The sequence below is a fragment of the Halobacillus shinanisalinarum genome, from assembly GCF_022919835.1.
GTDB lineage: Bacteria > Bacillota > Bacilli > Bacillales > Halobacillaceae > Halobacillus_A > Halobacillus_A shinanisalinarum.
In genome coordinates this window covers 2,794,194-2,818,130 of sequence record NZ_CP095074.1, presented here as the reverse complement: position 1 = coordinate 2,818,130, position 23,937 = coordinate 2,794,194, and the positions used below count along the sequence as shown (strand labels likewise).

Genomic DNA, 23,937 nt, shown 5'->3' with positions numbered 1-23,937 from the left:
TTAGAAAGGAAGAATAGGAATGACAATCGTGAGGCAAATCGGACTTTATCTATTTGCGGCGGGACTTTTCATAGCAGGAATCACCCATTTCATCTATGACAAAGGGTATGCACAAATGATTCCCGACTTTATACCTCTTAAACTAGAAATTGTCTATATGTCTGGCAATACAGAATGGCTGCTCGCACTGCTCCTTATTTTCCCACAATCCAGACGTGCAGCTGGAATAGCAACGGCAATTTTTCTGGTCGCGGTGCTCCCAGCCAATATTTATGCAGCTATTAACGGAATTCCCGCACCCTGGGAGGAAAGTACAAGCATGATAGCTCTTTGGATTCGCCCCTTACTACAACCACTGCTTATATGGTGGGTATTAGCCGTGTCGAAATAGTCGAAGTCATCGATTCTGTTTGGTACACTTAGATTATCACAGTCATGAGGAGGCGAGCCGCATGCGCTTACAAGGAAAGAAAATTATTCAACTCGTAAGTAAAGACTTCGAAGATTTAGAACTATGGTACCCATTGCTGCGATTGCAGGAAGAAGGTGCCACCGTACACCTCATTGGAGAAAAAGCGAACGAAGAGTATCCAGGTAAATACGGGGTTCCAGCCACCTCTCAGTATGCTTTTGATGATATTGATCCAGCAGACTATGATGGAATTCTCATACCAGGGGGCTGGTCACCTGATAAATTGCGCCGTTACGACAGCGTAATCAATATGGTCCGTCATATGGACGTCAACAAAAAACCGATCGGTGAAATTTGCCATGCTGGCTGGGTTCTGATCTCCGCAGGAATCTTAGAGGGTCGTCAAGTAACGAGTACGCCTGGGATTAAAGATGATATGATTAATGCCGGAGCCACATGGCACGATGAGGCCGTTGTACAGGATGAGCATATTGTCTCCGCCCGCCGTCCACCCGACCTCCCGCCTTATGCAAAGGCTTTTGCAGATTTATTAGCTGAATCATAGTTTCAGTTATAACAGCCCGTCACCTTAAAGGTGACGGGCTGTTATATTTTTGCTTCAGGGTGAGAGAGAAAGTTGGAACTCTTAGCCCGTGCGCTCCACTCCGTTCCAACTTTAAATCAGCCTAACTACTATAAGTCGTGCGTATGACACTAAGAACCAAGAACTTTAAGCTAAACGTTAAGGATGCAGGCATGAAAGTGTACACCAATATTGCGGAAATGGAATACCTATAACAAGTGATTCTTATCACTATCTAATAGTACAAGCCGATCCCCTCTTCAGCAACGATCAATGTAGAGCTTCCTTCCGCCTTCATAGTCTCTCTCCTCTCACGCTGCTGTTTTAATGAAGGTACTTCTTTTCCCTGTTTGAATCAGTATGAATGATGATTCTGTTTCAACCTATTGTATAAGATGCACTAACTCCTTTGCATCTTCAAATTCGGCTTATTCAATTCTATCACCCCACCCCTTATGTATGATTATCATCCACTTCCGTTTAAGGTGTTGATATTCCCGCTTTAAACGAAGAAAAAGGGTGAGCATTAATAGGCTCACCCTTTTTCCTAACGACGGTGTTGAACAAGGTCAATGCTTCCTAATACTACGTGTGCCAGGCCGAAACCAAATACTGTGTTTGCGACCATTTTATTTGAACCCCGCTTCTGCTTCATGGCATAACCAGTAGCTGTGACAGCTGAACCTAAAGCAGTTGGAATTAAACCTTCACGCATGTTCATAGTCATTTTCCTCTCAAATCGAAGTTAGTTGGTGCTTAAACACCATTTTTATTATCACCTCAGTGAGAAGAAATATGCAGGATATAAAAACATGCTTCACTAAAAAAAGTACTGTGCTATCGCAGACAATTCGACATATTGGCCGTCCTTAATTTCTTGAAGCTTATCTGTATTCATCGATTCTTGTTCTTGTGAAATCCTGACATGATCCTGTAATTCTTTTTTATTTGAGAACACGTTTCTATCTCCTTAATAAAGGTTTTCCCATTTCAGTGTGTGTTCAAAAAGTTGACGAATGAGAACGTCGACAAAGTCGACACGAGCACGTTCTCTTGCGCGTCGCAAGAATTCGAGGCGCGAACGTTTTGAGGACTACAGTGTATGCCTTTCCTACGTGAGGATCGGAAAAAACCGAGCAACGAAGAAATGCGCCTTTTATCCGCATGAACGGTCAGTAAAACCCCCAAGATATCGTCGTGAAAAGAAGCTAAGCGGTGGGGAAACTGTCCGTAAGTGTCCTATTTCAAGGAACACATACTAGGGTCGCCACGTCGTGTAGGTCTCGACGAACCAACAGCGAAAACCCCACTGATGGAAGTTTCAATTTATGGTGACTTTTTGAACACCTTCAGGAAGAGCCCATTTTTAACTAGAGAGTCATGTTTTATTATCAGATGTAGAATTACCATTATCCGTGTTTCTTTTACTGCTGATTAGGCTGAATTCCTCCACCATTCTGCATGATCCTCATATCTAATGGCGGCGTACCATGAATATAGGCTGCTTTCTTCACCTTCAGAAAAATTCATAAACGAGTAAGCGACATCTTGTATCTCATGTTCAGGACTGAAGGTACTCGGCACGACCGCTCCTTGTGTCTGTTCTAACTCCTCAATCGCAGCCATCCACTGGTTCTGGTGCATCTTATCCCTGGCAATTAAGAAGGAAAGCATATCCCTGACACCAGGGTCTGTCGTCATTTCATATAGACGAACAACTTGAAGACGTCCTTGTGATTCTGCATTCAAGTTAGCTCTGAAATCTGCCAGCATGTTGCCACTTGCAATCGTATAACGAGCATTCCACGGATACCCCGCCGCATCGTTTGGCTGGGCTCCAAGTCCATTGACGATGGCATGCTGTGGATTCATTCCTCCAAGGACCGCTTCCACTGCAGGGTCTTTTGCTCCTTGTTCCTGATCATGAGCTGGGGCCCCGTCGAGTAATTGAGCAATCATTGTGGCAATCATTTCGACGTGAGCGATCTCTTCTGTACCAATATCTAAAATCATGTCTTTATATTTACTTTCTGCCCTGCAGTTCCAGCCTTGAAAAAGGTATTGCATCATAACAGTCATTTCACCATACTGCCCGCCTAGTATTTCTTGCAGTTTTTTTGCATACACTGGATCGGGCTGAGAAGGTTTGGCATTGTATTAAAGTTCTTTCATTTAAAAATCAAAATACTCCTTTTATTTTTGGATAAAAAGAATACCGCTATCCACCTCAATTTCTGTCAAAATCAAAAAGACCGCATCGTTTATAGAAGGCGGTCTAACTACTTGTCTTACTGCATGGGAACTGGGATGAAAAAGCCTGCCATATCCTGAACACTTTCCTGTGGTGCGGGCATTAAAAGATAGTATCCTTTTTGTACCATATACTGCCACGTTTCATAAGCATGGCGGTTACTATTCAAAAAAGCCTTTTCAAAGAAGTGGCGCAAGTCGGGATTTGCACACTCAACGGCTGAAGCCGCATAGTTTTCAGCTGAGCCCTTTTGATTTAACAAATAAGCTGTAGCAATCTCTCTATCGTTATGCGTTTGTACTTCTGTTCGTGGTTGACCAGGCTGAAAAGGTACGGTTCCAGTTGTAAAGTCAGAAAGCTTTCTAACTGGTTGATCTGGCTGGAATTTATTAATGTCAGGAGTTGTTTGACTTTGTAAAAATTCAACCTTTAAGTTGTAATCAGCTACATGTAACGGAAATTGACTTGTAAGCATATCCTTAAGCTCAGGATCCTGTGCCTGTTGGATAAATCCTGCCATACAGCCAATTGTGTTGTAGCAGCCCATTGTCAATTCTGTTAAATCATGTAGTTCATGTGAAGCTAACTGCATGTTTTTCCCCACTTAGTGATTATTCAAAGCACAACCTTATTCTGTACAGTTGTTAGGGGATAAAACATGGCCCCTTATTTTACTAACCTATCCGCTTTTATTTCATGAATAGACAGCATCATTCAAAGGGGAGATACGTATATTTCTAAGTTATCTCCGGAATAAAACGATTGATATGGGCATCCAATTCATTTTTATAATGTTCCAAATCAGGCGCCTTTTTCACATTAAAGCAGGCAAACGTTTCGATCGATTTCATCCCAGTATATTTGTGGATAAGATGTAAATGAAAAAGAATCTCCTCCACATTCCTTCCCTCAAAAAACTTTGAAGGATCATTAAATGCTGAACGCGGAGCATTCCAAGTTGTTGAAAACATGTATCTCTTTCCATGCAATAGTCCACCCGTTCCGTAATCGCCTGGGCTCCCTTCGAAAAATACCCCGTACTCATGAACCGTATCAAAGTATTTCTTAAAGAGTGCGGGAACACTATAGCAGTAGATAGGTGTTTGATAAATCACGATATCCGACCACTTCACCTTCTCCTGTTCCTCTTTCACACCGTAGCCATCCTGGATTACGGTTGTCTGTATCTGATATTTTCGGGTGAACTTTTCAACCATATAGTTAAAAAGTGTTTGATTGAGATCTCCTTTTGAATGGTTGTAGTGTTCATGACCATTAATGACAAGTATGTTCATAGCCTATCCCCCTCATATTATTTTATTGATACTATAATAATAAAACAAGCATGCTCCTTTGAGGGAACATGCTTGTTATTATTGATCAAGGGCTTTTCCCGCAAGCATACTTACCACGGCATCGTCCATTGGTGGATTATGGAGCCCTGCCCGCACATCACGATAGTACCTTTCAAATGGCTGCTGTTTAGAGAGCCCACGTCCGCCAGCGATCCGCATCGCTAAATCAACGACCTCATTTGCCGTGTTCGTAACAGCAAGTTTCACTGCTGCAAGCTCTGCACCCATTTCTGATCGCTTCTCTGGTTCCTCATCCCATTTCCTAGCTGTTGAATACATAAAGCTATGGGCCTGCATAAGTTTCCATTCCATCTCACCGACTTTATCCCTAATGTGTCCTATTTCTGAAATGGTTGTATCAAGACTATTCGGCTGGAAGGTGGTTGCAAATTCAATACTGCTATTTCTTGCGGCCATTGCAATTCCTAAATAACAAGCAGGAATATGCAGCAGCCATCCTTTGGGAGATGGTTTCGCTTTCCCTTTTATTTCGACTAAATCATTCACACTTACTTCTACCTGATCCAGAACTAAGTCATCACTTTCCGTTCCGCGCATTCCTACCGTATCCCACGTTTTATCGACATGAAGACCAGGCTGATGACGATCCACTAAAAACCAGCCAACATTATCCAAGTCTTCAACATAGGCGGACACAATATAATAATCGAGATGATCTGCCATTGAGGCAAACGTCTTCCTTCCTGACAATACGTACCGATCATTTCGTCTCACTGCTGTTGTTTCAGGGACTCCCCCTCTTGTCGGGCTGCCTGTTGCCGCTTCTGATGCGATTCGATTCACGACCTTTTGCTCGTTTGCTACTTCATGAGCTAATCGTTCAAAAGCCTCCTTTTTCCAAGGGTTATCCTCACTTAATTCCATCATAATGCCAAGATGCCACCCCATTGATAAGGCAGTTGACCCATCACCTTCAGCAATGGTCTCTTGTAACAACAGAAATTCATATAAGGAAAGATCTTCTCCTCCATACTTAGCAGGCAAACTAAAAGATGGATATTTCTCTTGCTTGATTACTTTTAATGTTTGATCAGAAAAGGCAGCATCCCGATCCGTTTCTTTCCCATGGGAACGAGCTTCACCAGCAATGATGGAGGCCTTTTTAATCAGCCGATGCTGTCTCTCGTTTTTCACCAATGACTGTAATAAATCATTCACTACACTCACTCCCTCATTCAATCGTTCTTAAATCATACTAAATGAGTCGGCTTTATGCGAATCATTTTATTCGAATGTTTATTAGAATCCCCTCATAAGCTTTTATAAAACAACCTCTTTACAAAACCATTACATTTTGACTACGTATTTAAAGGAAATCGGAGTTGCAGCTAATAAATTTCATGTAACAAGCATATATTCAGTGTAATCGGAAAATTTAGAGTTTGCCGTTTTTTTAGAACATTGGTACGATTAACAGTACTTATCTAGACACCTAGCCCCATGACTGACGCACCATTTACCCCGTCTTTATACTTAAAATACTAATAAACCCAAGGAGGTCTAACATGAAGAAAAAACTATTATCAATGATTATAGTTACATTATCCGTTCTATTATTAGCTGCCTGCGGATCTGAGGAATCCAGCGGAAGTGGCGAAGGCGGAGATTCTGCTCTATCAAAGGTTAAGGATCAAGGCTATGTTACTGTCGGTTTTGCTAACGAAGCACCTTATGCCTATAAAGAAGACGGTGAACTTAAAGGTGTAGCCGTAGAAATTGCTAAAGCAGCCTTTGCAAAAATGGGAGTAGACGAGGTTAAAGGGGAAATCGCCGATTGGAAACAGCTTATTCCAGGTGTGAAAACAGGCAAATTTGACGTTATTACCGCTGGAATGGCCATTCTACCAAATCGTTGTGAGCAAGTGGATTTTGCAACGCCAGGTATTAAATATGGTGAAGGTATGGTAGTAGAAAAAGGCAACCCGGAATCCTTAAAAAGTTATGCAGATATTGCAGCCAACGGAGATGTAACGGTAGCTGTTATGTCCGGCGCAACGGAAGTTGACTTTCTGAAAAGTGCTGGTGTAAGTGAAGATCAGATCGAAACCTATCCAGACATTGCCGCTACACTTGACGCTGTTAAAACAGGTCGTGCTCAAGCCACGACAGCGACTGAGCTAACAGTGAAGAAAGCCATGAAATCAACAGGTGGAGATTCATTAGAATATGTGCAGGATTTTGAACAACCTGATGTAGAAGGTGTTCCAAGTTATGGAGCGGCAGGCTTTGCACAGGATGCTGATGACCTTCGTGAAGCATATAATGAGGAGCTTGCGAAAATGAGAGAAAGCGGTGAACTTGCAGAGATTGTTAATTCCGTTGAATTTTTCGGCGATGGCAACCTCATCACAGAGGACATAACAGTAGAAGAGCTTTGTAAAGGGTAAATAAAGAATCTGAAAGGCACCCGAAGTCGGGTGCCTTTTTTCACCAACAAAAGGACAGCCATTTTTACTATCCAAAAGAAAGGGTGAGCTCATATTAGCAACTATATTGATATCATCCCCATATTGTTAGAAGGGTTGGATATAACAATAACCGTATTAATCGGATCAGCTATTTTTGGCTATCTCATCGCATTCCTAGCTGGCTTCGGAAGACTTTCCAAAAACTTTATTATCCGTAACTTTACCACGGTCTACATTGAAATATTTCGGGGTACATCTCTTGTTGTACAATTATTCTGGTTCTTCTATGTCTTACCAGGTTTGTTAGGGTTTGAATTATCCGCCTATCTCATAGGTGTTATTGTAATTGGAATGAACTATGGCGCCTATATGTCCGAAGTAGTTCGCGGATCCGTTTTGGCCGTATCTTCCGGTCAAACGGAAGCAGCAACAGCATTAAACATGTCCCGCTTTCAAAGGATGAGGTTTGTCATCCTTCCTCAAGCCATACGCATGATGCTGCCCGAATTCGGGAATTACTTAATCCAAATGTTAAAGGCAACCTCACTCGTTTCCATTATATCGCTTTCCGATATTACGTACGTAGGCTTGCTTTATCGGGATGCAAATATATCTGAAGGTGTAGCCGTATTTACGATGCTCCTCGTGATGTACTTTATCATTGCCCTGCCACTCATCGGTTTAACACGCTGGCTCGAACGCTGGGCTTCGAAAGGGGTTGCTACTGAATGACATGGGATTGGAGTACAGTTGTTGATGTCTTTCCGCACATTTTTGAAGCCATGTGGACGACCCTCGGCTTAACGATCGTCTGTTTTACGGTGGCTCTAATTGTAGGTGGTATATGGACTTTTCTGAAAAGAGTAAAATTCAAGCCGTTCAATTGGCTTATTAGCTTCATTATAGAATTTATCCGTTCCACTCCACCGCTAGTACAGCTTTACTTCTTGTTTTTTGCATGGCCTTTGATTCCTTATGTCGGGGTGACGCTTGAACCATTTACCGTTGCTGTGTTTGGACTTGGCATACATTTTAGTACGTATATTTCCGAAATTTATCGTTCCGGAATTGAAGGTGTTCCAAAAGGACAAATAGAGGCAGCAACAGCCTTAAATTACACTACTTTTCAAAAATGGACAAAAGTTATTTTACCGCAAGCCATTCCACCCGTTATCCCGATGCTTGGAAACTATTTAATTATTATGTTCAAAGAAATTCCTTTGACTATAGTCGTCGGAGTTGCCGGTATGTTAACAGCAGCTGAAGTATATGGGGTCAATAATTTTGAATACTTAGAACCCTACACACTCGTTGCCTTTTTCTTCCTAGCGATGAGTTACCCGTCTGCTCTATTTGTGCAGTGGCTTGAACGTAAGCTGAATAAACGTCATGAATCAGATAACAAGAAATCAACTAAAAAAGGAGTGACGACTTCATGACCCAGCCTCTCGTAGAATACAAGGATGTTCATAAATCATTTGATGATGTTGAAGTACTAAAAGGAATCGACCTCACTGTTGCCCCTGGTGAGAAACTTGCATTGATCGGGCCAAGCGGCTCAGGTAAAACAACCATTATCCGTATGTTAATGACGCTTGAGCAGCCAACCGAAGGGATCATCAATGTGGACGGCGCCCCGCTTTGGCATAAAGAAGTTAACGGCAGCCTCGTCCCGGCTGATGAAAAGCACTTACGTCAGGTTAGAGGAAATATTGGAATGGTCTTTCAGCACTTTAATCTCTTTCCTCACATGTCAATTTTAAAGAATTGCACCTCAGCACCTATCAATGTGTTAGGCGTGCCAAAAGAAGAGGCTGAACAACGAGCCAAAGATATGCTTACTAAGGTCGGGCTCGGTGATAAGATCGACTCATATCCGGCTCAATTATCCGGGGGCAGCAGCAACGAGTAGCCATTGCCCGGGCTGTAGTGATGCGGCCTAAAGTCATGCTTTTTGATGAGGTGACATCTGCTCTCGATCCAGAAACGGTCGGGGAAGTACTTGAGGTTATAAAAGATATTGCTGAAGAGGGTGAAATGGCTATGATTCTAGTTACACACGAAATGGACTTTGCCCGTGATGTAGCCGATCGTATTGTCTTTCTTGAGAGCGGAGTAATTGCCGAGCAAGGTCCACCGCAGCAAATCTTAGAAAATCCTGAAAGCGAACGTCTTCAATCTTTCCTAGAACGTTTTCGCTCCACAATATAAGAGCTGTAAAAAAACACTTCACTGACGATGAAGTGTTTTTTACAGTTTATTTGATATCCGACTAAGCCTTTACCCCTTCATCGTAATAAAAGGCTGAAGCCTCAAGCAATTTATCCATACCATACGGATAATAAGGAATAAGCTCTGCAGCCTTTTCAATAGATACCCAGCGCAGCTCAGAAATCTCATCAGGAAAAGCAATCGACTCGCTTCCACCAGTTATTTTAGTTTGAAAGATGAAAAATAACGCATGGTGTTGACTAGTCGTTAGCAATGCCTCATTTACCGCCACTAAATGGACTGCTTCCACTTCCAACCCTGTTTCCTCTTTTGTTTCCCTCACTACAGCTTCATAAAGCTTTTCACCTGCCTCAACGGCTCCACCAGGCAATGACCACTGATTGCGATCTTTATTATGTACGATAAGTACTTCATTCTTCTTATTTGTCAGCAAAGCATATGCCACATCTATACGCTCCATCCCACTCATCGCCTCCTTGGTTCAATATACTAACTCAAATGAATAAACTGATCGACTCTATATCTTCCTCTCCTCTATCCCTAAGGCCTATTAAACATTTCGTTATATTTTATTGAATACCTCCTAGAACTTGTAAAAAAGTCAGATTTATTTAATCGGTGTGTTTAACCCTTCCTATTTCGGGAATTCCTAAAAATAGAAAAGCCTGATCAATTACAGAGGAGCTGATACCTATGAGAAACCATGATAGGGTCCCCCGGGACAAAGGATTAGATAATAGTTTGACTTTGCTAGCTGAAGGTTATCAGTTTATACCAAATAGATGTCGTCGTTTTGATTCAGATATTTTTCAAACCCATTTATTTGCGGAAAAAGTAATCTGCATGAGTGGAAAGAATACGGCAAAAGTTTTTTATGATACCGAACGGTTTCAAAGAAAAGGCGCGGCTCCAAAAAGAATCCAAAAGACGTTGTTTGGTGAAAACGCGATCCAAACTATGGATGGAGCTGCCCATGAACACCGCAAATTGCTTTTCATGTCCCTCATGACAGAAGAAAAGTTGAATCTACTTGCTGAATTAACGAAACAACAATGGCAAGACAAGACACATGCATGGGAAAAGAAGAAAAACATAGTACTGTTCGATGAAGCACAGGAAGTATTGTGTTTAGCAGCTTGTCAGTGGGCAGGCGTTCCTTTAAAAAAATCGGAAATAAACCAGAGGGCCTCAGATTTTTCCACTATGGTAGACGCTTTCGGAGCTGTAGGGCCGAGACATTGGCGCGGACGTAAAGCACGAGCAAGGGCAGAGGAATGGATCAGGGGAGTGATCAGCAAAGTCCGATCTGGTAAGTTAGGTGCAATCGAAGGAACAGCGCTATATGAGATGGCCTACCATAAGGATTTAGAAGGAAAACCTCTAGATAAACAAATGGCAGCTGTTGAATTAATTAATGTATTGCGACCAATTGTAGCCATTGCTACATACATTACTTTTGGCGCGTTAGCCTTACATGACAATCCACAATACCGTAGAAAATTGAAAGCGGCTGATAACGACTATATCCGAATGTTTGTTCAAGAGGTTCGGCGTTATTACCCTTTTGGGCCATTTTTGGGTGCAAGGGTACGCCGGGGATTTATCTGGAATGATTGTCATTTCAACGAAGGACAGTTGGTGTTGCTTGATATCTACGGAACAAATCATGATCCGCGGCTATGGGAGAAACCTGAAACTTTTTCGCCCGAGCGGTTCGAAAAATGGGATGGAAGCCTCTATGACTTAATCCCACAGGGTGGCGGTGATTACTACAAAGGGCATCGGTGTCCTGGAGAATGGGCGACGATCAAGGCTATGAAAGCAAGCATGGATTTTTTAGTAAATCATATTGATTACGAGGTTCATGCTCGCCAAGATTTGAGCTACAGCCTGGTAAGAATGCCCTCACTACCTGAAAGTAAGTTTGTCATGAATAAGGTTAGACAAGCGACTAATTAGCTACAAAAAAACCAGTCTCCGAATTAATAAGTAAGAGGCTGGTTTTCATTTTATATTCAGATCATTCTTTTATAAAATGCTTTCAGTGAAGGGTACATGATATACCTTTTTTATCTTTTCTAATTCACTTTGACCCATCTATACCCATGTTTTATTTGCAAGCATACTTACAAAAGCTTCTACCTGTGGAAGTGATCGTATTCCTTCTTTAAGACAAACCCACGTCTCTCTCGCTATAGGTTTCCCTTCTCGCTCTAATGGAATATGTGGCAGTTCTAGAAGATCATCTGTCGCTATGCTCTTAGGAAGAACTGTTATTCCTAGACCTATTTTCATTAACTGCTTTGCTGTTTCAAATTGATCCACTTTGATCGTGCGGCGTATTCGCAATTCTGTTTGATTGATCATCCAGCCCTCAACCAGCTTCTGATATTCAGCATCTGTTTTAAATTCAATAAACGGCCGTACAACATCATCGGCAATCTTTTTTGTGTCAAACAGGTAGAGCGGGTCACTGAACAGGTGGATGCACGTATAGTCCGGAAGCGGCTCTCCTCGAACGATACAAACATGGAAGTCTGCTGCAGATTGACGTATCTCCTCACTCACCCCAGTAATTAAATCGATGGTTACTTTAGGGTAAGCTTTTGTGTATTCTTCTAGAATGACAGGAAGATTATGTTGGCTCACTAGTGATGATACTCCAAGTGACAATGTCCCTCCCACTTCTCCTTTAGACTCCATAAGCTCATTATGTAACTGTTTTTCTTGTAAAAGCATTTTTTTTGCGTGTTTGATGACCTGTTCTCCCCCGGGTGTAAGAATTAACTGTTTTGGGGTCCTAACAAATATTTTCACTCCAATGTAATCTTCTATATATTTAAGCCTCTGAGTGATAGCAGGTTGTGATATAAGGACTTTCTTAGCGGTTGAACGAATTGTTTTATAATTGGACAATTGCAATAGCAATCGGTAATCTTCAATTTTCATAACACACGCCCCCTATATAAGTTTTCGTTATCACTTTTTATTATAAATCAATATTATACTTATTCAATAGGGTGGGGTAGGATGAAAATAGTCCAAAGATACGGGGGAGATAGCATGAGTCGAACGAACACATATAAGCTTTTGGCTGGCTACTTTTTATATGAATGCGGAAGGGCAATGTATTTCGTGCTCGTCACTTGGTTTCTTTTTCAATGGACGGAAGACGCCCTATTTACCGGATTATTCGTAAGTATCGGCTTTGTGCCTGGATTGTTTTCCAATTTAATCTTTGGTGTACTTGTTGATCAACATAACCGCAAAAGACTTGCAAATATTTCTGGCGCGGTCAGTGTAGTCATTTTAACCGTCCTCCTCTTCTCCTTTGTTTATAGCTGGATCAATCCTTGGTGGATTATCGGAACACATATGATTTTGCAAACGACAGGGTCATTGTTCCGCCCTTCCCTTCAAGCCTTAGTTGCCGAAGTCTTTGACCAAAAAGAGCTGCCACGAGTTTTCTCGTTATCCGGTTCAGCTACAATTTCCGGAAGTTTGTCAGGTGCAGCCTTAGGAGGGATTTTCTCAAGTGTATTTCCCATGCCCTTGTCACTCAGTATTGTGCTCGTCTTTTACCTTGGAGCCTTTATTTCCATTTTAATCATGCACTATATTCCTTCGTCTCAACTACAAAACTTAAAGAAACAGCGTTTTTTCACTGAAATGATTGATGGATTTGTCTATTTGAAAAGTCACAAAATGCTCCATGGACTGTTTATGATGATGATGCTCGGTCAACTCACATTCCATACGACACTGGGATTTCTTTCTGTCTATACGAGCGCTTATTTAAATCATTCAGCCATGGTATATGGGTTTCTTGATGTTACTTTCTCCATTGGAGGAATTACAGCAGGACTTTTAGGGGCATGGTGGTGGATGCGAATGAAAAACAAGCTAGCCATTTGGTCTTTAGCCACTGTGGGTCTTGGGCTATTTCTTTTAGGTATGACTCAAAATGTATTTACTGCTTTTATCGGCGTGCTTTTTGTTGGTTTAGGAACGTCTTTTATAAGAGCTTTACTTCAGTCTGTTCAACAAATAGCAACCGATCAGGAGTATCACGGCCGAATGTCAAGCTTTCGGATGCTATGTAATCAAACGTCTGTTGTCATTACAGGTCCACTGTTCGGCATGATGGCCTCATCTTTTGGTGCAAACTCAGTATTTCTAGCACTTCTTATTCCTGTCAGTTTAGGATTCATTTGGTCTATCCACCAATCCCGGCAACCTCTTTTCGTAGAAATCACAAAACAGAAAACTGCATAGCAATAAGGTATGACCATAAGGACCATACCTTGCTGCTTATATGTTTGCTTCTTCATTATTAAGTACGCGTTATCTCGTCTCTTCCTTCGGTGTTTTATAAACTTTCTCTACCTCTACTCCCAGAGTCTTCAAATATTCGACAAACTGGTCTAGGCTCCTCATGTGTTCACCTCAGTATAGTATGCAAGATTTGGCTCGAAACCACACCTGTTTCGTTCCGATATTTTATCTACGTTTGAGTCTTACAAACGTTTCACTTTTCTCCACTTTTAACATACCCTCATTACTATTGAATTATTCTGCTTTTCACACTCATTTTATTTTAAAACCTCTTAATATGATATGTTGTAAATTTTTTTTATGGAATCAATAAATACAGATGCATTCTTAGATAATTCCTGTTCAGCTGCTGGAACGACATAAGAGAAAAAACGTGTGGGCGGCTTAATAAATGGAAGTGCATAAACATAATCATTTGCATGTGTATGCTCAACTACTGTTTTTGAAATTAGGGATAAACCGAGCCCTTGTTTCACTCCTTGGATCACTCCGTGGTTACTGCCGATCGTAACCATTTTTTTGGGGCGGATATTATAAGATTCGAGGATAGAATCCATGACTGCCCGTGTGCCCGAGCCAGTTTCCCTTGCAATCCATGTAAGGTCTTGGAGCTGATGAAAATTCACTTCTTTTTGTTTACGGATCGAATGTTCGAGCGGCACAACAACAACCATTTCATCCTCTAAAAAAGGAACAGAATGCAGTTCCCTTTCCTTCACCTGTCCTTCGACAAGTCCAATGTCCATTTCATGAAGCTGAACCGACCGATTAATCCGTTCCGTATTTTCTATCTCAATTCGCAAATCAATCTCTGGATAAAGGTCGTTAAACACTTTCAACAACCCTGGAAGAATATATTCACCTACCGTGTAACTTGCCCCTATATGGAGGGTTCCGCGCAGTTGATTGTGGTAATCATAAACTTCTGTGCGCGATTTATCAATCACACTCAGGATCTGCCGCGCCCTGCGATGCACGATTTCTCCCGTTTGAGTCATCCGAAACCGCTTAGGGGAACGATCAATTAACGTCGATTGATAAAATGCTTCCAGATTTTTAACATGAAAGCTTACGGTTGGCTGGGAAAGATTCAACATTTGCGATGCCTTCGTAAAGCTCTCCAGTTCAATAACAGTTACATATGTTTTCAATGCTTCTATATCCATTGATCCACCCCGCGGATTAATATTATTAATACTTATGATTATAAAGTTTTATTTTACTAATGACCAGTCCCGCTCGTATAGTATTTTTATAATCTATTTTTTAAAAAGAAGGTTTTAAATATGTTTGGATTTAACGATGCAAATGCGAGAAAACCGCTGTTGTTGGGAATCGGTTTTACTTTTCTTCTTGCGTTGGCTGGCTATGGAATTGCCCTCCTACCAGGATTAAGCCAAGTCGGTCCGCTTGCCTCATCGATATTGATCGCCGTGCTGTACCGGCATTTCTTTGGCTACCCGGAAGCGATTCATTCAGGGATTCAATTCTCCGCTAAAAAATTGTTACGTTTTGCTATCATATTATTTGGTTTGAAACTTAATATAAACGTTGTCATGGATGAAGGTGTGCCATTGCTTCTAAGAGGTCTTCTCGTCATCTTTTTTGCCATCGGTGTCATGATGCTTCTCGCATACTTGTTTAAAGCCGATCCGTCCATTTCCTTACTCATTGGCGTCGGTACAGGAATATGCGGGGCTTCAGCCATAGCTGCTGTTTCACCTATTTTGAAAGCAAAGGAAGAAGACACGGCCATTAGCGTAGGGATCATCTCATTCATTGGAACTGTTTTTGCCTTAGTCTACACAGTGATTAGACCTTTTCTTCCAATCGATGCAGAGGCTTACGGAATGTGGGCGGGGCTCGGACTCCATGAGATAGCAAACGTAGTACTGGCTGGGGAACCTGCGGGGGAGGATGGATTGGCTATGGCCCTGCTTGCTAAGCTTGGGCGTGTATTCTTGCTCGTACCTTTAAGTATAATTCTCATTTGGTTTATGAAGAGAAAGGGGAATGGGGAAACAGATAATCAAGTATCCTTCCCTTGGTTTTTGGTGGGCTTTATTATCATGAGTGTGTTAGGAAGCTATGTGCTTGGCCCTTATATTCCTGCACCTCAGCCTGTTATGGATACTGTCGGAACCATCACCTCCTTTACCTTAACGATGGCGATGGTTGGGCTCGGAGTAAATATAAATCTCCATGACTTACGCAGCAAGGCCTTAAAACCGATCTTTGCGGTTGTGATCACTTCGATCCTTTTATCTATCATGACTTATGTAATAGTGTAGAACCTGTTACTTGGAGGTGCAGCAAATGATTTCGATATTAAACCATGAAGATGCACAGACTGCGCGCCAAATTAGAAGCATTCAACTTCCTGCCTATCAAGTGGAGGCAGGCATCCTGCAAACCGATCGTATTCCGAGACTCTATGATTCTATTGAGGATATACAATCATGCGAGGAAACATTTGTCGGATTTTTCCGAGGAGATGTACTTGTAGGCTTTATTTCATATAAAAGGAAAGCAAATTTGGTAGATATCCACCGGCTTGTTGTCTTCCCTCCCTATTTTAGGCAAGGTATCGCGAAATCATTGCTTACTTCATTGTTAGATATACTCCCCTCCTCAACATTTAAAGTCAGTACAGGTAAGAACAATATGGCCGCACAAAGGCTCTACCATAGCCTGGGGTTCCAGAAAGAGAGCGACTCAGAAGCAGAACCTGGCCTATGGCTCACCCACTTTAAACGAACACCAAAATTGTAAAACCCAGAAGTTCCCACCTCAGGCCATCCAATATTTGGATGACCTGAGGTGGGGTTAGCTCTTTTTCAAGAAATAAAGCCCGGAAGCCCGGGCTTTATTTTGGTAGTTTATATTGATGTTTTTCTTCTACATGACGGTTGTATCTAAGCTGATACCAGTAGAATAAATGAACGACGAGCACTTTAAGAATCGCATAGCCTGGAATAGCCAGAATTATCCCAACCACCCCGAATAAATGTCCCGCTGTTAATAAAACAAAGATAATCGTAACAGGGTGTATGTGTAAGCTTTTACCCATAATTTGAGGGGAAATAAATTTACCTTCTAAAAGCTGCACAGCCGTCCAAACAAAAGCAAGCTTTAACACCATAAATGGTGAGGTTACGATCGCAATTACTAAGGCTGGCATAATTGCAATCGTTGGTCCAAGGTATGGCACGACGCTTGTCACACTAGCAATAGCTGCCAGGAGCAATGCGTAATCAAGGCCAATAATGACAAATCCAATGTACATCATGACTCCAATACAGAAGCTTACAATAATCTGTCCTTGAATATAGGCACTGAGCTGATGGTCGATCCCCTTGAACACCCTAGATACTTCTGGTCTTACCTTAGGTGGCATAATTTTAAGAAACATATTTGGCAGTTGTTCTCCATCCTTTAGAAGGTAGAACAGAATAAATGGCAGCGTCACGATCGCAATGATGACACTTGTCAAAGTAGAGATGATATTGGTAATCCCTTCAATTGTGGACGATGCATAGGAAGAAAGATCCTCCGGCAATTGTTCGACTAATCCACCAACATCTTTAAATAGGTTATCATAGTATCCAGCAAACATAGAATTTCTTAACCATTGGTCAATAGAGTCAGCCATTTCCATTAAATATTGAGGAAGCTCCTCCGCAAGACTCATAAACTGTTTTTCCAAAAACGGAATAATGAGGATCACTAGTAATGTAATCATTCCTGCTACGAGTACAAGTGTAATCAAAATGCCCCATATACGCTTGATGCCAAATTGCTGCAGCAGTCCAATAATCGGTCTCAATAGGTAATAAGCCACTACAGTTAAGATTACTGGTAAAGCAATGGTTTCCAAAAACACAATAAACGGACCAAATATAAAGGACACTTCTGTATAGACTAATATATTGATACCCACGAACAGGATAACTGCAAGTATGTATAACAAATTACGTCCGCCGAAAAAGCGAATGATCGGTGTTGAATCCCATTTATCCATTTCTGCCACCCCTTTTAACCTCAGCTGAATTTTTCTATTATTTATCATTTTAGCATATTATAAAAAAATCGCGCCTTAGAAAGGCACGATTCCTGTACTATCTTTTTGCTCTGCGTTTTCTCATAAATTTTTTTATGATTGGATAGATCATTGGACCATATTTAATCAAACGTTTGATCAATTTACCCATATCGAGCTACCTCCCAGCTAATTAAGCCTTTGACACTATGTTTCCCCGATGTAACAAATTTAAAACGCTCCCTACCTTCAACCTAAAATCTTATGATAGAGACGGCGAGCTTCTGTAACATTTTTAGTCCCATGGATAAGTACACGTCCATCCTGAAAAAAGATCATTCGATGTTCATCGGTTTGATAAGATAATAAGAATGGGTTTTGCATAACCTCTCCTTCATGGAGATTTTCCCTTAACGCCTCAAGGTCCCGTTTTTGTTTTGAGGCCGGGCGGATCTGGACTGTATCCCGTCCGCATAGCACTGCTGTTTTCATTTGATTCTCAGGTGATAAGAAAGGATAGCTTGGCTGCTCTCCACAAGATGGACAATCCGGCTTCTTAACGTTAGCCATTTTGATTGCTGTGTATTGATTGTTCCACAGGTCGAAGGATACCAACTTACGATGCAGCGATTCGTAATCCTCCACGAGAATCTTCAAAGCCTCTGTCACTTGATGGGCTGTAACCATTTGAACCGCAGGACTGATTACCCCGACCGTGTCACACGTAGCTCCACCCAGGGGCACCGATTCTAATAAGCAATGTAGACACGGCGTCTCCCCGGGTATAATCGTATAACTAATTCCATAACTCCCTACACACCCTCCATAAATCCACGGAACATTATACATTTGCGAAACATCATTGATCATCATTCTTGTTTCGAAGTTATCTGTCGCATCCAGAACAAGATTTACTTGTTGGCAAAGTTCTTCTAACTCCTCTCGCTGTACATCCATAATGTGTGCCTCTATGTAAACTTCTGAATTGATTTGCTGGAGCCGTTCTTTAGCAGCAATCGCTTTTGGCATTCTTTCCTGTGCATCTTTTTCCGAAAAAAGCTGTTGTCTTTGAAGGTTGCTCATTTCAACATAATCACGGTCCACGATGGTTAAATTTCCGATTCCGGCTCGAACCAGCTGTTCCGCACTACTTGTCCCTAAAGCGCCAGCTCCGATAATCAAAACGTGTTTTTGGATTAACATCTGTTGCCCAACCTCTCCGATAGGTGTGAACAATTTTTGTCGTGAATAGCGATCTTGACTCAAAGACTTTCCCCTCCTCTTTTTGTTTTCTATTTATTAGTGTAGCAGAAATTTAGCTTATTACGCCGAATATAAAAAATCAGCGCCTAATAGACAAATTTTTGTCTCTGAGACGCTGATCCAAGGAACGGCCTTTGGCTCATTCACTTTTATTATTTTGTTAATTTGTTCTCGCATAGCTAAAACGTCACCACTTCTTGATCTTTATTTCCGTTTGTTCTTACGGAAAGGGATTAGAAGTTTCCCGCTCATGGTCCGCTTTACTTTTGGAGCGGCCATGTTAGATTCCTTAGCCTCAGAGCTATTTTTGTAGTCCTCGTCAAATAGCTCACGAGCCTTGGAATAAAGCATAGTCATCGTGGTGACCTCCTTTCTTATAGGCTATAAAACAATTCCCGTAGTTTTTCCAACTAAAACTAAGGAATTAAGGAAATTTTACTCCTTATAATAGGGATTACGCAAGAGTTTTTTATAACCTTTTTTACCCATTTTTCGACCTTTTTTTTACAGAATGCTTTCACACTGCTTCTAGGTCATTAAAAAGGCAGTTCATTTATTATTATGCCCAAGGAAAGTTTATATATGAGCACATCCCTAGCATTATATATTCTTCTCTTCTATAATCAATATACGAATATTTTATTGAGCTTGAGGAGGATTTTTCACCATGATTAAAGTCGCCGCCCTTGTTGGGAGCATACGAAAGGACTCATATAATATGAAGTTGACTAACTTCATTCAAGAGAGATACAAGGATTGTTTAAATATTACTATCGTGCCCATTCGTGATCTTGCACATTATGACCAAGATATTGAGCATGAAGTACCGAACTCTGTACAACGCTTTAAAGATGAACTGAGCGATGCAGATGCTTTTCTTATTGTTACACCTGAATTCAACCATTCGATACCTGGCGTATTGAAGAATGCTTTGGACTGGCTGTCTCGTGGAAAACGTGAAATGGCCGGCAAACCTACCTTTATTGCTGGTGCCTCAATGGGGATACTTGGAACAGTAAGAGCACAGATGCAGCTCCGTCAAATTCTTAACGCGCCCGGTATGGGAGCAAACGTTTTGCCTGGAAATGAAATTCTAATTGGTTCTGTTCAACATAAAGTCAATGATCATGGTTTGCTCAATGACCAGAGTACAATTGAGTTCATTGACGGAGTCATTGACCAATTTATGCTCTTTGCGGAAGCAGAGCTCGTCAAGCCCTAACAATTGTTCATTTACCCCCCTTATACTGCTCTAGTATAAGGGGGGTTTTCTATGATCCTTACAGATAAAAATCACTTCTCTAATAAAATGTTTCACAGAAACTAATTCCGGGAATATACCCCCGTCACTATTTTTAAATACGTTAATCACCGTTGACGTTCTACAGAGAAAGGAGCTCCGTAATGACCAAGACAACTATACATTTTACTCACTGCTTGAAGGAATGCAGCCTTGAAGGTCCTTCCGAACAGAAGGTCAGCTCAATTATATACGATTCAAGGGAAGCTTTGGATGGAGCAGTATTTGTTTGTATAAAAGGTACACACCATGATGGTCACCTCTACATTGAACAAGCTCTAACCTATGGGGCTAAGGCGATTGTCGGAACAAATTCCGCACTCTTACACAGCTATGCTCGCCTCCACAGTGATGTGAGCTTTATTACTGTGAACGACAGTAAGGAAGCGCTAGCTTTGTTATCCACTGCCTTTTACAATCACCCTGCCCAATCCTTATCTACTGTAGGCGTAACTGGAACGAACGGGAAAACCACTGTCACCTCCTTTATATATTCCATGCTCAACTGCTTATCTTACCGAACGGGTTCAATAGGAACGGCAGGAATATGGACCGATCAAGAGCGGACTAATTTCAAACAAACCGTTCCTACAACACCTGAATCCCCAGACATTCACTATGTTCTTGATCATTTTCAAAAAGTGGGGATTCAAGGAGTCGTTCTCGAGTCAACTTCGATAGCTCTTGAGCAAAAGAGACTGGCTGGTATCAACTTTAATGTTGCTGTTCACACTAATTTGACACCTGAGCACCTGGAGTTTCATGAAACAATGCAAGATTATAGGAAGGCTAAGCTTAAGCTTTTCAAACAAGCTGAATACGCTGTTGTTAATATAGATGATCCCGGTATGGCAAGGGAAATCGTTGAAACATTCAATGGTCCACTTCTCACATATGGGACCGAGAAGGAAGCCGACTTCGGGGCAGATGATATACGCGTTTCTGTGCATGGGTCGACATTCACCTTACATGCGTGTGGGGAAATTCACTCCGTCAGCGTCCCGGTTCATGGGAAATACAATGTATCTAATATATTAGCGGCAATGGCAGCATGCTATCAATTAGGCTTTTCACTTAAGCATATTCTCTCGGTTGTAACAAAAGTTAAAAGTCCGGAGGGGCGCTTTCAAATCGTGAACAACGATGCCCCTTTTCAAATTGTCCTCGACTACGCCCATACGCCGGATGCTCTCTCACATGTGCTGCAAGCTGTGCGGCAAGTCCCTTATAATAAACTGATTGTGATGATCACGGGGATTGGGTTGCGTGATCCTGGCAAGCGTCCGCAAATGGCTAAGGAAGTAGAGGGAATAGCAGATGAGGTTATCGTAAGTGTCGATCAACCCGGATTCGCGGACCGCCAAGAAGTGATTAACGATGTATTACAAGGCTTTACTAATCCAAACTCAAATCACATCCATTCACTACTTCATCGCGAGCAAGCTATACACTATGCCTTTGACTTAGCGAGCGACGGCGACCTGGTTTTACTTACAGGGATAGGTTTTGGCGGCTATCAAATTATTGGGGATGAAAAGGTTCCCTATTCAGAGCATGAAGTGATTAAGCAATACTTTTCCAGCAATGAATCTCTAATACAGTCTGTTTAATAAAAATCGCCCGCTTACTATAAGCAGGCGATTTTTATTATTGATTATTTAGCCACATGTCCAACTTCCGTTAGCAAATCAATCTAATACGGTATCTTTTCACCAAATCCCTACCTACTTGAGATAGAAAATCAGCTATCCACTACATTCCCTTGTGGGGGAATCGGATGATCCTTAAGCATTCTGGCTAAATGAATCAGGTTGTAAGCTTCCATTGTCGCATGGCTGTCGGTAAATTCGTTTGTTCCACCATCTGCCTCCATATAGGATGGTCCTGGTCCAGCCTCCCCAAGCCAATACGTATCCACATTTGGTGGAATGACAAATCCTACATGGGATAGAGCATAAAGCACGGAACGAGCCGCCGTCTTTGCTCCATCCTCATTACCTGTTACGACAACACCACCAACCTTGTTGTAATAGATTGACTGCCCTTTGTCATTAGTTATTCCCGCCCCTCCGTAGATTCGCTCAATGGCTAGTGTAGCTAAACTACTTTTCTCACCCAACCATAACGGAGTACCTAAAATAAGGATATTCGCCTCTTTAATCTTTCGAAAAATTTCCGGCCACTCGTCTCCCTTCCCTAAATTATCACTTATTCCATACTTGATGTTATAGTCAGCGAGCCGCACCATTTCATATTCGACCTTTTCTTTTGTAAAGATATCCGTGATTTTTTTTATTAATTCTGCAGTATTAGATGGCTCATCACTTTGTTTAAGTGAAGCATTTAAAATAACTGCTTTAATTTTACTCATAAAAAAAGCCTCCTTTAACTCTATATTGTTCTATTCCCTTTCACAAAATTTCAAATCATTTACTACGTCAAATGTAAGCGTTATCATATATATAACACACATACTAAATGAGGCGGTGAACCACTTGTTAGAATTGAAAACGACCTTACCCAGTCTCATCCGTCCTTATTCCGAAGCTGATATAGGCAAGACAGTCAAACATCCATCCTATCGCGCTGACTTGCGTAAATTTTCCGAAAAAGAGTATAACAAATTTGTTACTTTAAACACGGTAAGGGACTGGTCACAAATTAGTTGGAAGGATGTGGGCAGACCTTATGAGGTAAAATCCTATGCTAAAGACCGGACAGATTGGGAAGAGAAACATAAAATGGAAATGGACCCCCATACATCCTGGACCTTTTTCAACAAGGCATTTCACGAATGGTTTATGAAGGATGTACCAGAAGAAACAGATACAGCAAAAAAAGAATTTATCAACAGCTTACGAACATTTAACACAGGGGAAGTCAAACAGGCATTAGGGTCTATCGTACAACTCCAGTTATGGAACTATGTCCATCGCATTCAGGATGGTGTATGGGACCCCCGTGGGAAAAGGGCACTCTTTGAGGGCTTGGATGTTCAAAAACCCCGCATACTATTTCTCGGGGCTGCCGAGGGATATGAAGCCATGCAGTTAGGTGCAATGTATCCTGGTGCCGAAATTGTTATGGTCGATTATGATGAATATTGTAGGACGAATCGATTCCCTGATTTCCCTGAACATTACCCCTTTCTTGGGGAAAATCCTTCTACAGGTCAACACAAAGTATTCTACAAGAACGACTTTCAGATTGAATATATCGTTGATGATATTCGCAACCTTGATTTCGGCCGCGAATTTGATATTGTATTGTCAGTAGGGCTTCTCGAACATTTCCCTGATGAATACAAACACGAAGTTGCTGACTGGCATCGCCGTTTCTTAAAAAAGGGTGGGTACGCTGTTATGACAACCCCTCGTAAACAGATCCGTTCTAAGATTTACTACAGGATTATGGCAGATGTTATGAATCACACTTACCGAGAATTAATGACAGTGAAACAAATGGGATTATATATGTATGAAAGTGGCTTTGATATACTAAAACACGGCTATATTAAAGTTCATAATGGGTTGGTTTGCCGGCCTAGATGAATAGCATTCATATGGTTGATTGAAGTACCCATCTATGAAAGTGGGTGCTTATTTTTTGCGATATTTGTCTTTTAAGCATTCGACATTTTAATCGAAATGAACTGAAATCCATTTTTATACAACTGATGATACCCTATTATAGCAGCATTTTAAAATTTATTAGATATCTTTTCAGTATAGAATAAGT

Annotated in this window: 24 protein-coding genes and 2 pseudogenes; 13 read left to right on the top strand and 13 right to left on the bottom strand. The window is 41.4% G+C overall.

Annotated features, from left to right (window positions below; all coding sequences use genetic code 11):
* Positions 1-19: 19 nt before the first annotated feature.
* A complete protein-coding gene (locus MUO14_RS14150; protein WP_244751298.1) occupies positions 20-391 on the top strand; it encodes a DoxX family protein in 372 nt (123 codons plus the stop codon).
* A 61-nt stretch (positions 392-452) separates the two neighbouring features.
* The gene (locus tag MUO14_RS14145; RefSeq protein WP_244751297.1) at positions 453-977 is read left to right on the top strand and encodes a type 1 glutamine amidotransferase domain-containing protein; all 525 of its coding nucleotides are present in this window, start codon (positions 453-455) and stop codon (positions 975-977) included.
* 565 nt (positions 978-1,542) lie between these two features.
* Here the strand turns inward: MUO14_RS14145 and MUO14_RS14140 are convergent.
* The 6 genes and pseudogenes from MUO14_RS14140 to MUO14_RS14115 form a co-directional block, all read right to left on the bottom strand.
* A complete protein-coding gene (locus MUO14_RS14140) occupies positions 1,543-1,716 on the bottom strand; it encodes an asparagine synthase (RefSeq protein WP_244751296.1) in 174 nt (57 codons plus the stop codon).
* Positions 1,717-1,815: 99 nt separating this feature from the next.
* Positions 1,816-1,953 carry a manganese catalase family protein gene (locus MUO14_RS14135; protein WP_244751295.1) on the bottom strand — a complete coding sequence of 46 codons (138 nt, stop codon included), beginning with the start codon at positions 1,951-1,953 and terminating at the stop codon, positions 1,816-1,818.
* Positions 1,954-2,483: 530 nt separating this feature from the next.
* Positions 2,484-3,122, bottom strand: a pseudogene (locus MUO14_RS14130) (manganese catalase family protein); the annotation flags it as partial.
* Between the two features lie 161 nt (positions 3,123-3,283).
* Positions 3,284-3,838 carry a spore coat protein gene (locus MUO14_RS14125; protein ID WP_244751294.1) on the bottom strand — a complete coding sequence of 185 codons (555 nt, stop codon included), beginning with the start codon at positions 3,836-3,838 and terminating at the stop codon, positions 3,284-3,286.
* Between the two features lie 145 nt (positions 3,839-3,983).
* Positions 3,984-4,541: an NAD(P)H-dependent oxidoreductase gene (locus MUO14_RS14120; protein WP_244751293.1), complete on the bottom strand. Its 558-nt coding sequence runs from the start codon at positions 4,539-4,541 to the stop codon at positions 3,984-3,986.
* Between the two features lie 78 nt (positions 4,542-4,619).
* Positions 4,620-5,780, bottom strand: a complete 1,161-nt coding sequence (locus tag MUO14_RS14115) for an acyl-CoA dehydrogenase family protein (RefSeq protein WP_244751292.1) — start codon at positions 5,778-5,780, stop codon at positions 4,620-4,622.
* 347 nt (positions 5,781-6,127) lie between these two features.
* Between MUO14_RS14115 and ehuB the strand changes: the two genes are divergently transcribed.
* The 4 genes and pseudogenes from ehuB (at position 6,128) to ehuA (ending at position 9,241) form a co-directional block, all read left to right on the top strand.
* Positions 6,128-7,009, top strand: a complete 882-nt coding sequence (ehuB, locus tag MUO14_RS14110) for an ectoine/hydroxyectoine ABC transporter substrate-binding protein EhuB (protein ID WP_244751291.1) — start codon at positions 6,128-6,130, stop codon at positions 7,007-7,009.
* Positions 7,010-7,102: 93 nt separating this feature from the next.
* Entirely contained in the window at positions 7,103-7,762 is a 660-nt protein-coding gene (gene ehuC / locus MUO14_RS14105; protein ID WP_255822205.1) for an ectoine/hydroxyectoine ABC transporter permease subunit EhuC, read from the top strand.
* Entirely contained in the window at positions 7,759-8,469 is a 711-nt protein-coding gene (ehuD, locus tag MUO14_RS14100; protein WP_244751289.1) for an ectoine/hydroxyectoine ABC transporter permease subunit EhuD, read from the top strand. The genes ehuC and ehuD overlap by 4 nt, the downstream gene beginning before the upstream one ends.
* Positions 8,466-9,241: pseudogene (ehuA, locus tag MUO14_RS14095) on the top strand (ectoine/hydroxyectoine ABC transporter ATP-binding protein EhuA). The gene ehuD and the pseudogene ehuA overlap by 4 nt, the downstream one beginning before the upstream one ends.
* Before the next feature lie 61 nt (positions 9,242-9,302).
* Here ehuA and MUO14_RS14090 read toward each other — a convergent pair.
* The gene (locus MUO14_RS14090) at positions 9,303-9,722 is read right to left on the bottom strand and encodes an NUDIX hydrolase (RefSeq protein ID WP_244751288.1); all 420 of its coding nucleotides are present in this window, start codon (positions 9,720-9,722) and stop codon (positions 9,303-9,305) included.
* A 233-nt stretch (positions 9,723-9,955) separates the two neighbouring features.
* Between MUO14_RS14090 and MUO14_RS14085 the strand changes: the two genes are divergently transcribed.
* Positions 9,956-11,221: a CYP152 family fatty-acid peroxygenase CypC gene (locus tag MUO14_RS14085; protein WP_244751287.1), complete on the top strand. Its 1,266-nt coding sequence runs from the start codon at positions 9,956-9,958 to the stop codon at positions 11,219-11,221.
* A gap of 138 nt (positions 11,222-11,359) precedes the next feature.
* Here the strand turns inward: MUO14_RS14085 and MUO14_RS14080 are convergent, their stop codons facing one another.
* Positions 11,360-12,211, bottom strand: a complete 852-nt coding sequence (locus MUO14_RS14080) for a LysR family transcriptional regulator (RefSeq protein WP_244751286.1) — start codon at positions 12,209-12,211, stop codon at positions 11,360-11,362.
* Between the two features lie 114 nt (positions 12,212-12,325).
* Between MUO14_RS14080 and MUO14_RS14075 the strand changes: the two genes are divergently transcribed.
* Positions 12,326-13,537, top strand: coding sequence for an MFS transporter (locus MUO14_RS14075; RefSeq protein ID WP_244751285.1), 1,212 nt, complete (start codon positions 12,326-12,328; stop codon positions 13,535-13,537).
* Positions 13,538-13,869: 332 nt separating this feature from the next.
* Here MUO14_RS14075 and MUO14_RS14070 read toward each other — a convergent pair whose 3' ends face one another.
* The gene (locus tag MUO14_RS14070) at positions 13,870-14,763 is read right to left on the bottom strand and encodes a LysR family transcriptional regulator (RefSeq protein ID WP_244751284.1); all 894 of its coding nucleotides are present in this window, start codon (positions 14,761-14,763) and stop codon (positions 13,870-13,872) included.
* A 120-nt stretch (positions 14,764-14,883) separates the two neighbouring features.
* On the opposite strand from MUO14_RS14070, the gene MUO14_RS14065 reads away from it, so the two are divergent.
* Together MUO14_RS14065 and MUO14_RS14060 are read left to right on the top strand one after the other, a co-directional pair.
* On the top strand, positions 14,884-15,888 hold the full coding sequence (locus tag MUO14_RS14065; protein WP_244751283.1) for a YeiH family protein: 1,005 nt from the start codon (positions 14,884-14,886) through the stop codon (positions 15,886-15,888).
* Positions 15,889-15,913: 25 nt separating this feature from the next.
* Complete coding sequence (locus MUO14_RS14060) at positions 15,914-16,369, top strand: GNAT family N-acetyltransferase (RefSeq protein ID WP_244751282.1); 456 nt, start codon at positions 15,914-15,916, stop codon at positions 16,367-16,369.
* Between the two features lie 94 nt (positions 16,370-16,463).
* Here the strand turns inward: MUO14_RS14060 and MUO14_RS14055 are convergent, their stop codons facing one another.
* The 3 genes from MUO14_RS14055 to MUO14_RS14045 all read right to left on the bottom strand — a co-directional run bounded on the left by MUO14_RS14055 (position 16,464) and on the right by MUO14_RS14045 (position 19,256).
* Positions 16,464-17,618: an AI-2E family transporter gene (locus MUO14_RS14055; protein ID WP_244751281.1), complete on the bottom strand. Its 1,155-nt coding sequence runs from the start codon at positions 17,616-17,618 to the stop codon at positions 16,464-16,466.
* A 267-nt stretch (positions 17,619-17,885) separates the two neighbouring features.
* Positions 17,886-18,902: a thiazole biosynthesis adenylyltransferase ThiF gene (locus tag MUO14_RS14050; RefSeq protein ID WP_255822120.1), complete on the bottom strand. Its 1,017-nt coding sequence runs from the start codon at positions 18,900-18,902 to the stop codon at positions 17,886-17,888.
* Between the two features lie 201 nt (positions 18,903-19,103).
* Entirely contained in the window at positions 19,104-19,256 is a 153-nt protein-coding gene (locus tag MUO14_RS14045) for a hypothetical protein (protein ID WP_244751280.1), read from the bottom strand.
* A 313-nt stretch (positions 19,257-19,569) separates the two neighbouring features.
* Between MUO14_RS14045 and MUO14_RS14040 the strand changes: the two genes are divergently transcribed.
* Positions 19,570-20,121 (top strand): NADPH-dependent FMN reductase, encoded by a 552-nt coding sequence (locus MUO14_RS14040; protein WP_244755590.1) that lies wholly within the window; start codon positions 19,570-19,572, stop codon positions 20,119-20,121.
* Positions 20,122-20,303: 182 nt separating this feature from the next.
* Positions 20,304-21,809 carry a UDP-N-acetylmuramoyl-L-alanyl-D-glutamate--2,6-diaminopimelate ligase gene (locus MUO14_RS14035; RefSeq protein ID WP_244751279.1) on the top strand — a complete coding sequence of 502 codons (1,506 nt, stop codon included), beginning with the start codon at positions 20,304-20,306 and terminating at the stop codon, positions 21,807-21,809.
* Positions 21,810-21,940: 131 nt separating this feature from the next.
* On the opposite strand, the gene MUO14_RS14030 is transcribed toward MUO14_RS14035, so the two are convergent.
* Entirely contained in the window at positions 21,941-22,570 is a 630-nt protein-coding gene (locus tag MUO14_RS14030; protein WP_304654183.1) for a flavodoxin family protein, read from the bottom strand.
* Positions 22,571-22,694: 124 nt separating this feature from the next.
* On the opposite strand from MUO14_RS14030, the gene MUO14_RS14025 reads away from it, so the two are divergent.
* Complete coding sequence (locus MUO14_RS14025) at positions 22,695-23,750, top strand: class I SAM-dependent methyltransferase (RefSeq protein WP_244751278.1); 1,056 nt, start codon at positions 22,695-22,697, stop codon at positions 23,748-23,750.
* Positions 23,751-23,937: the final 187 nt, after the last annotated feature.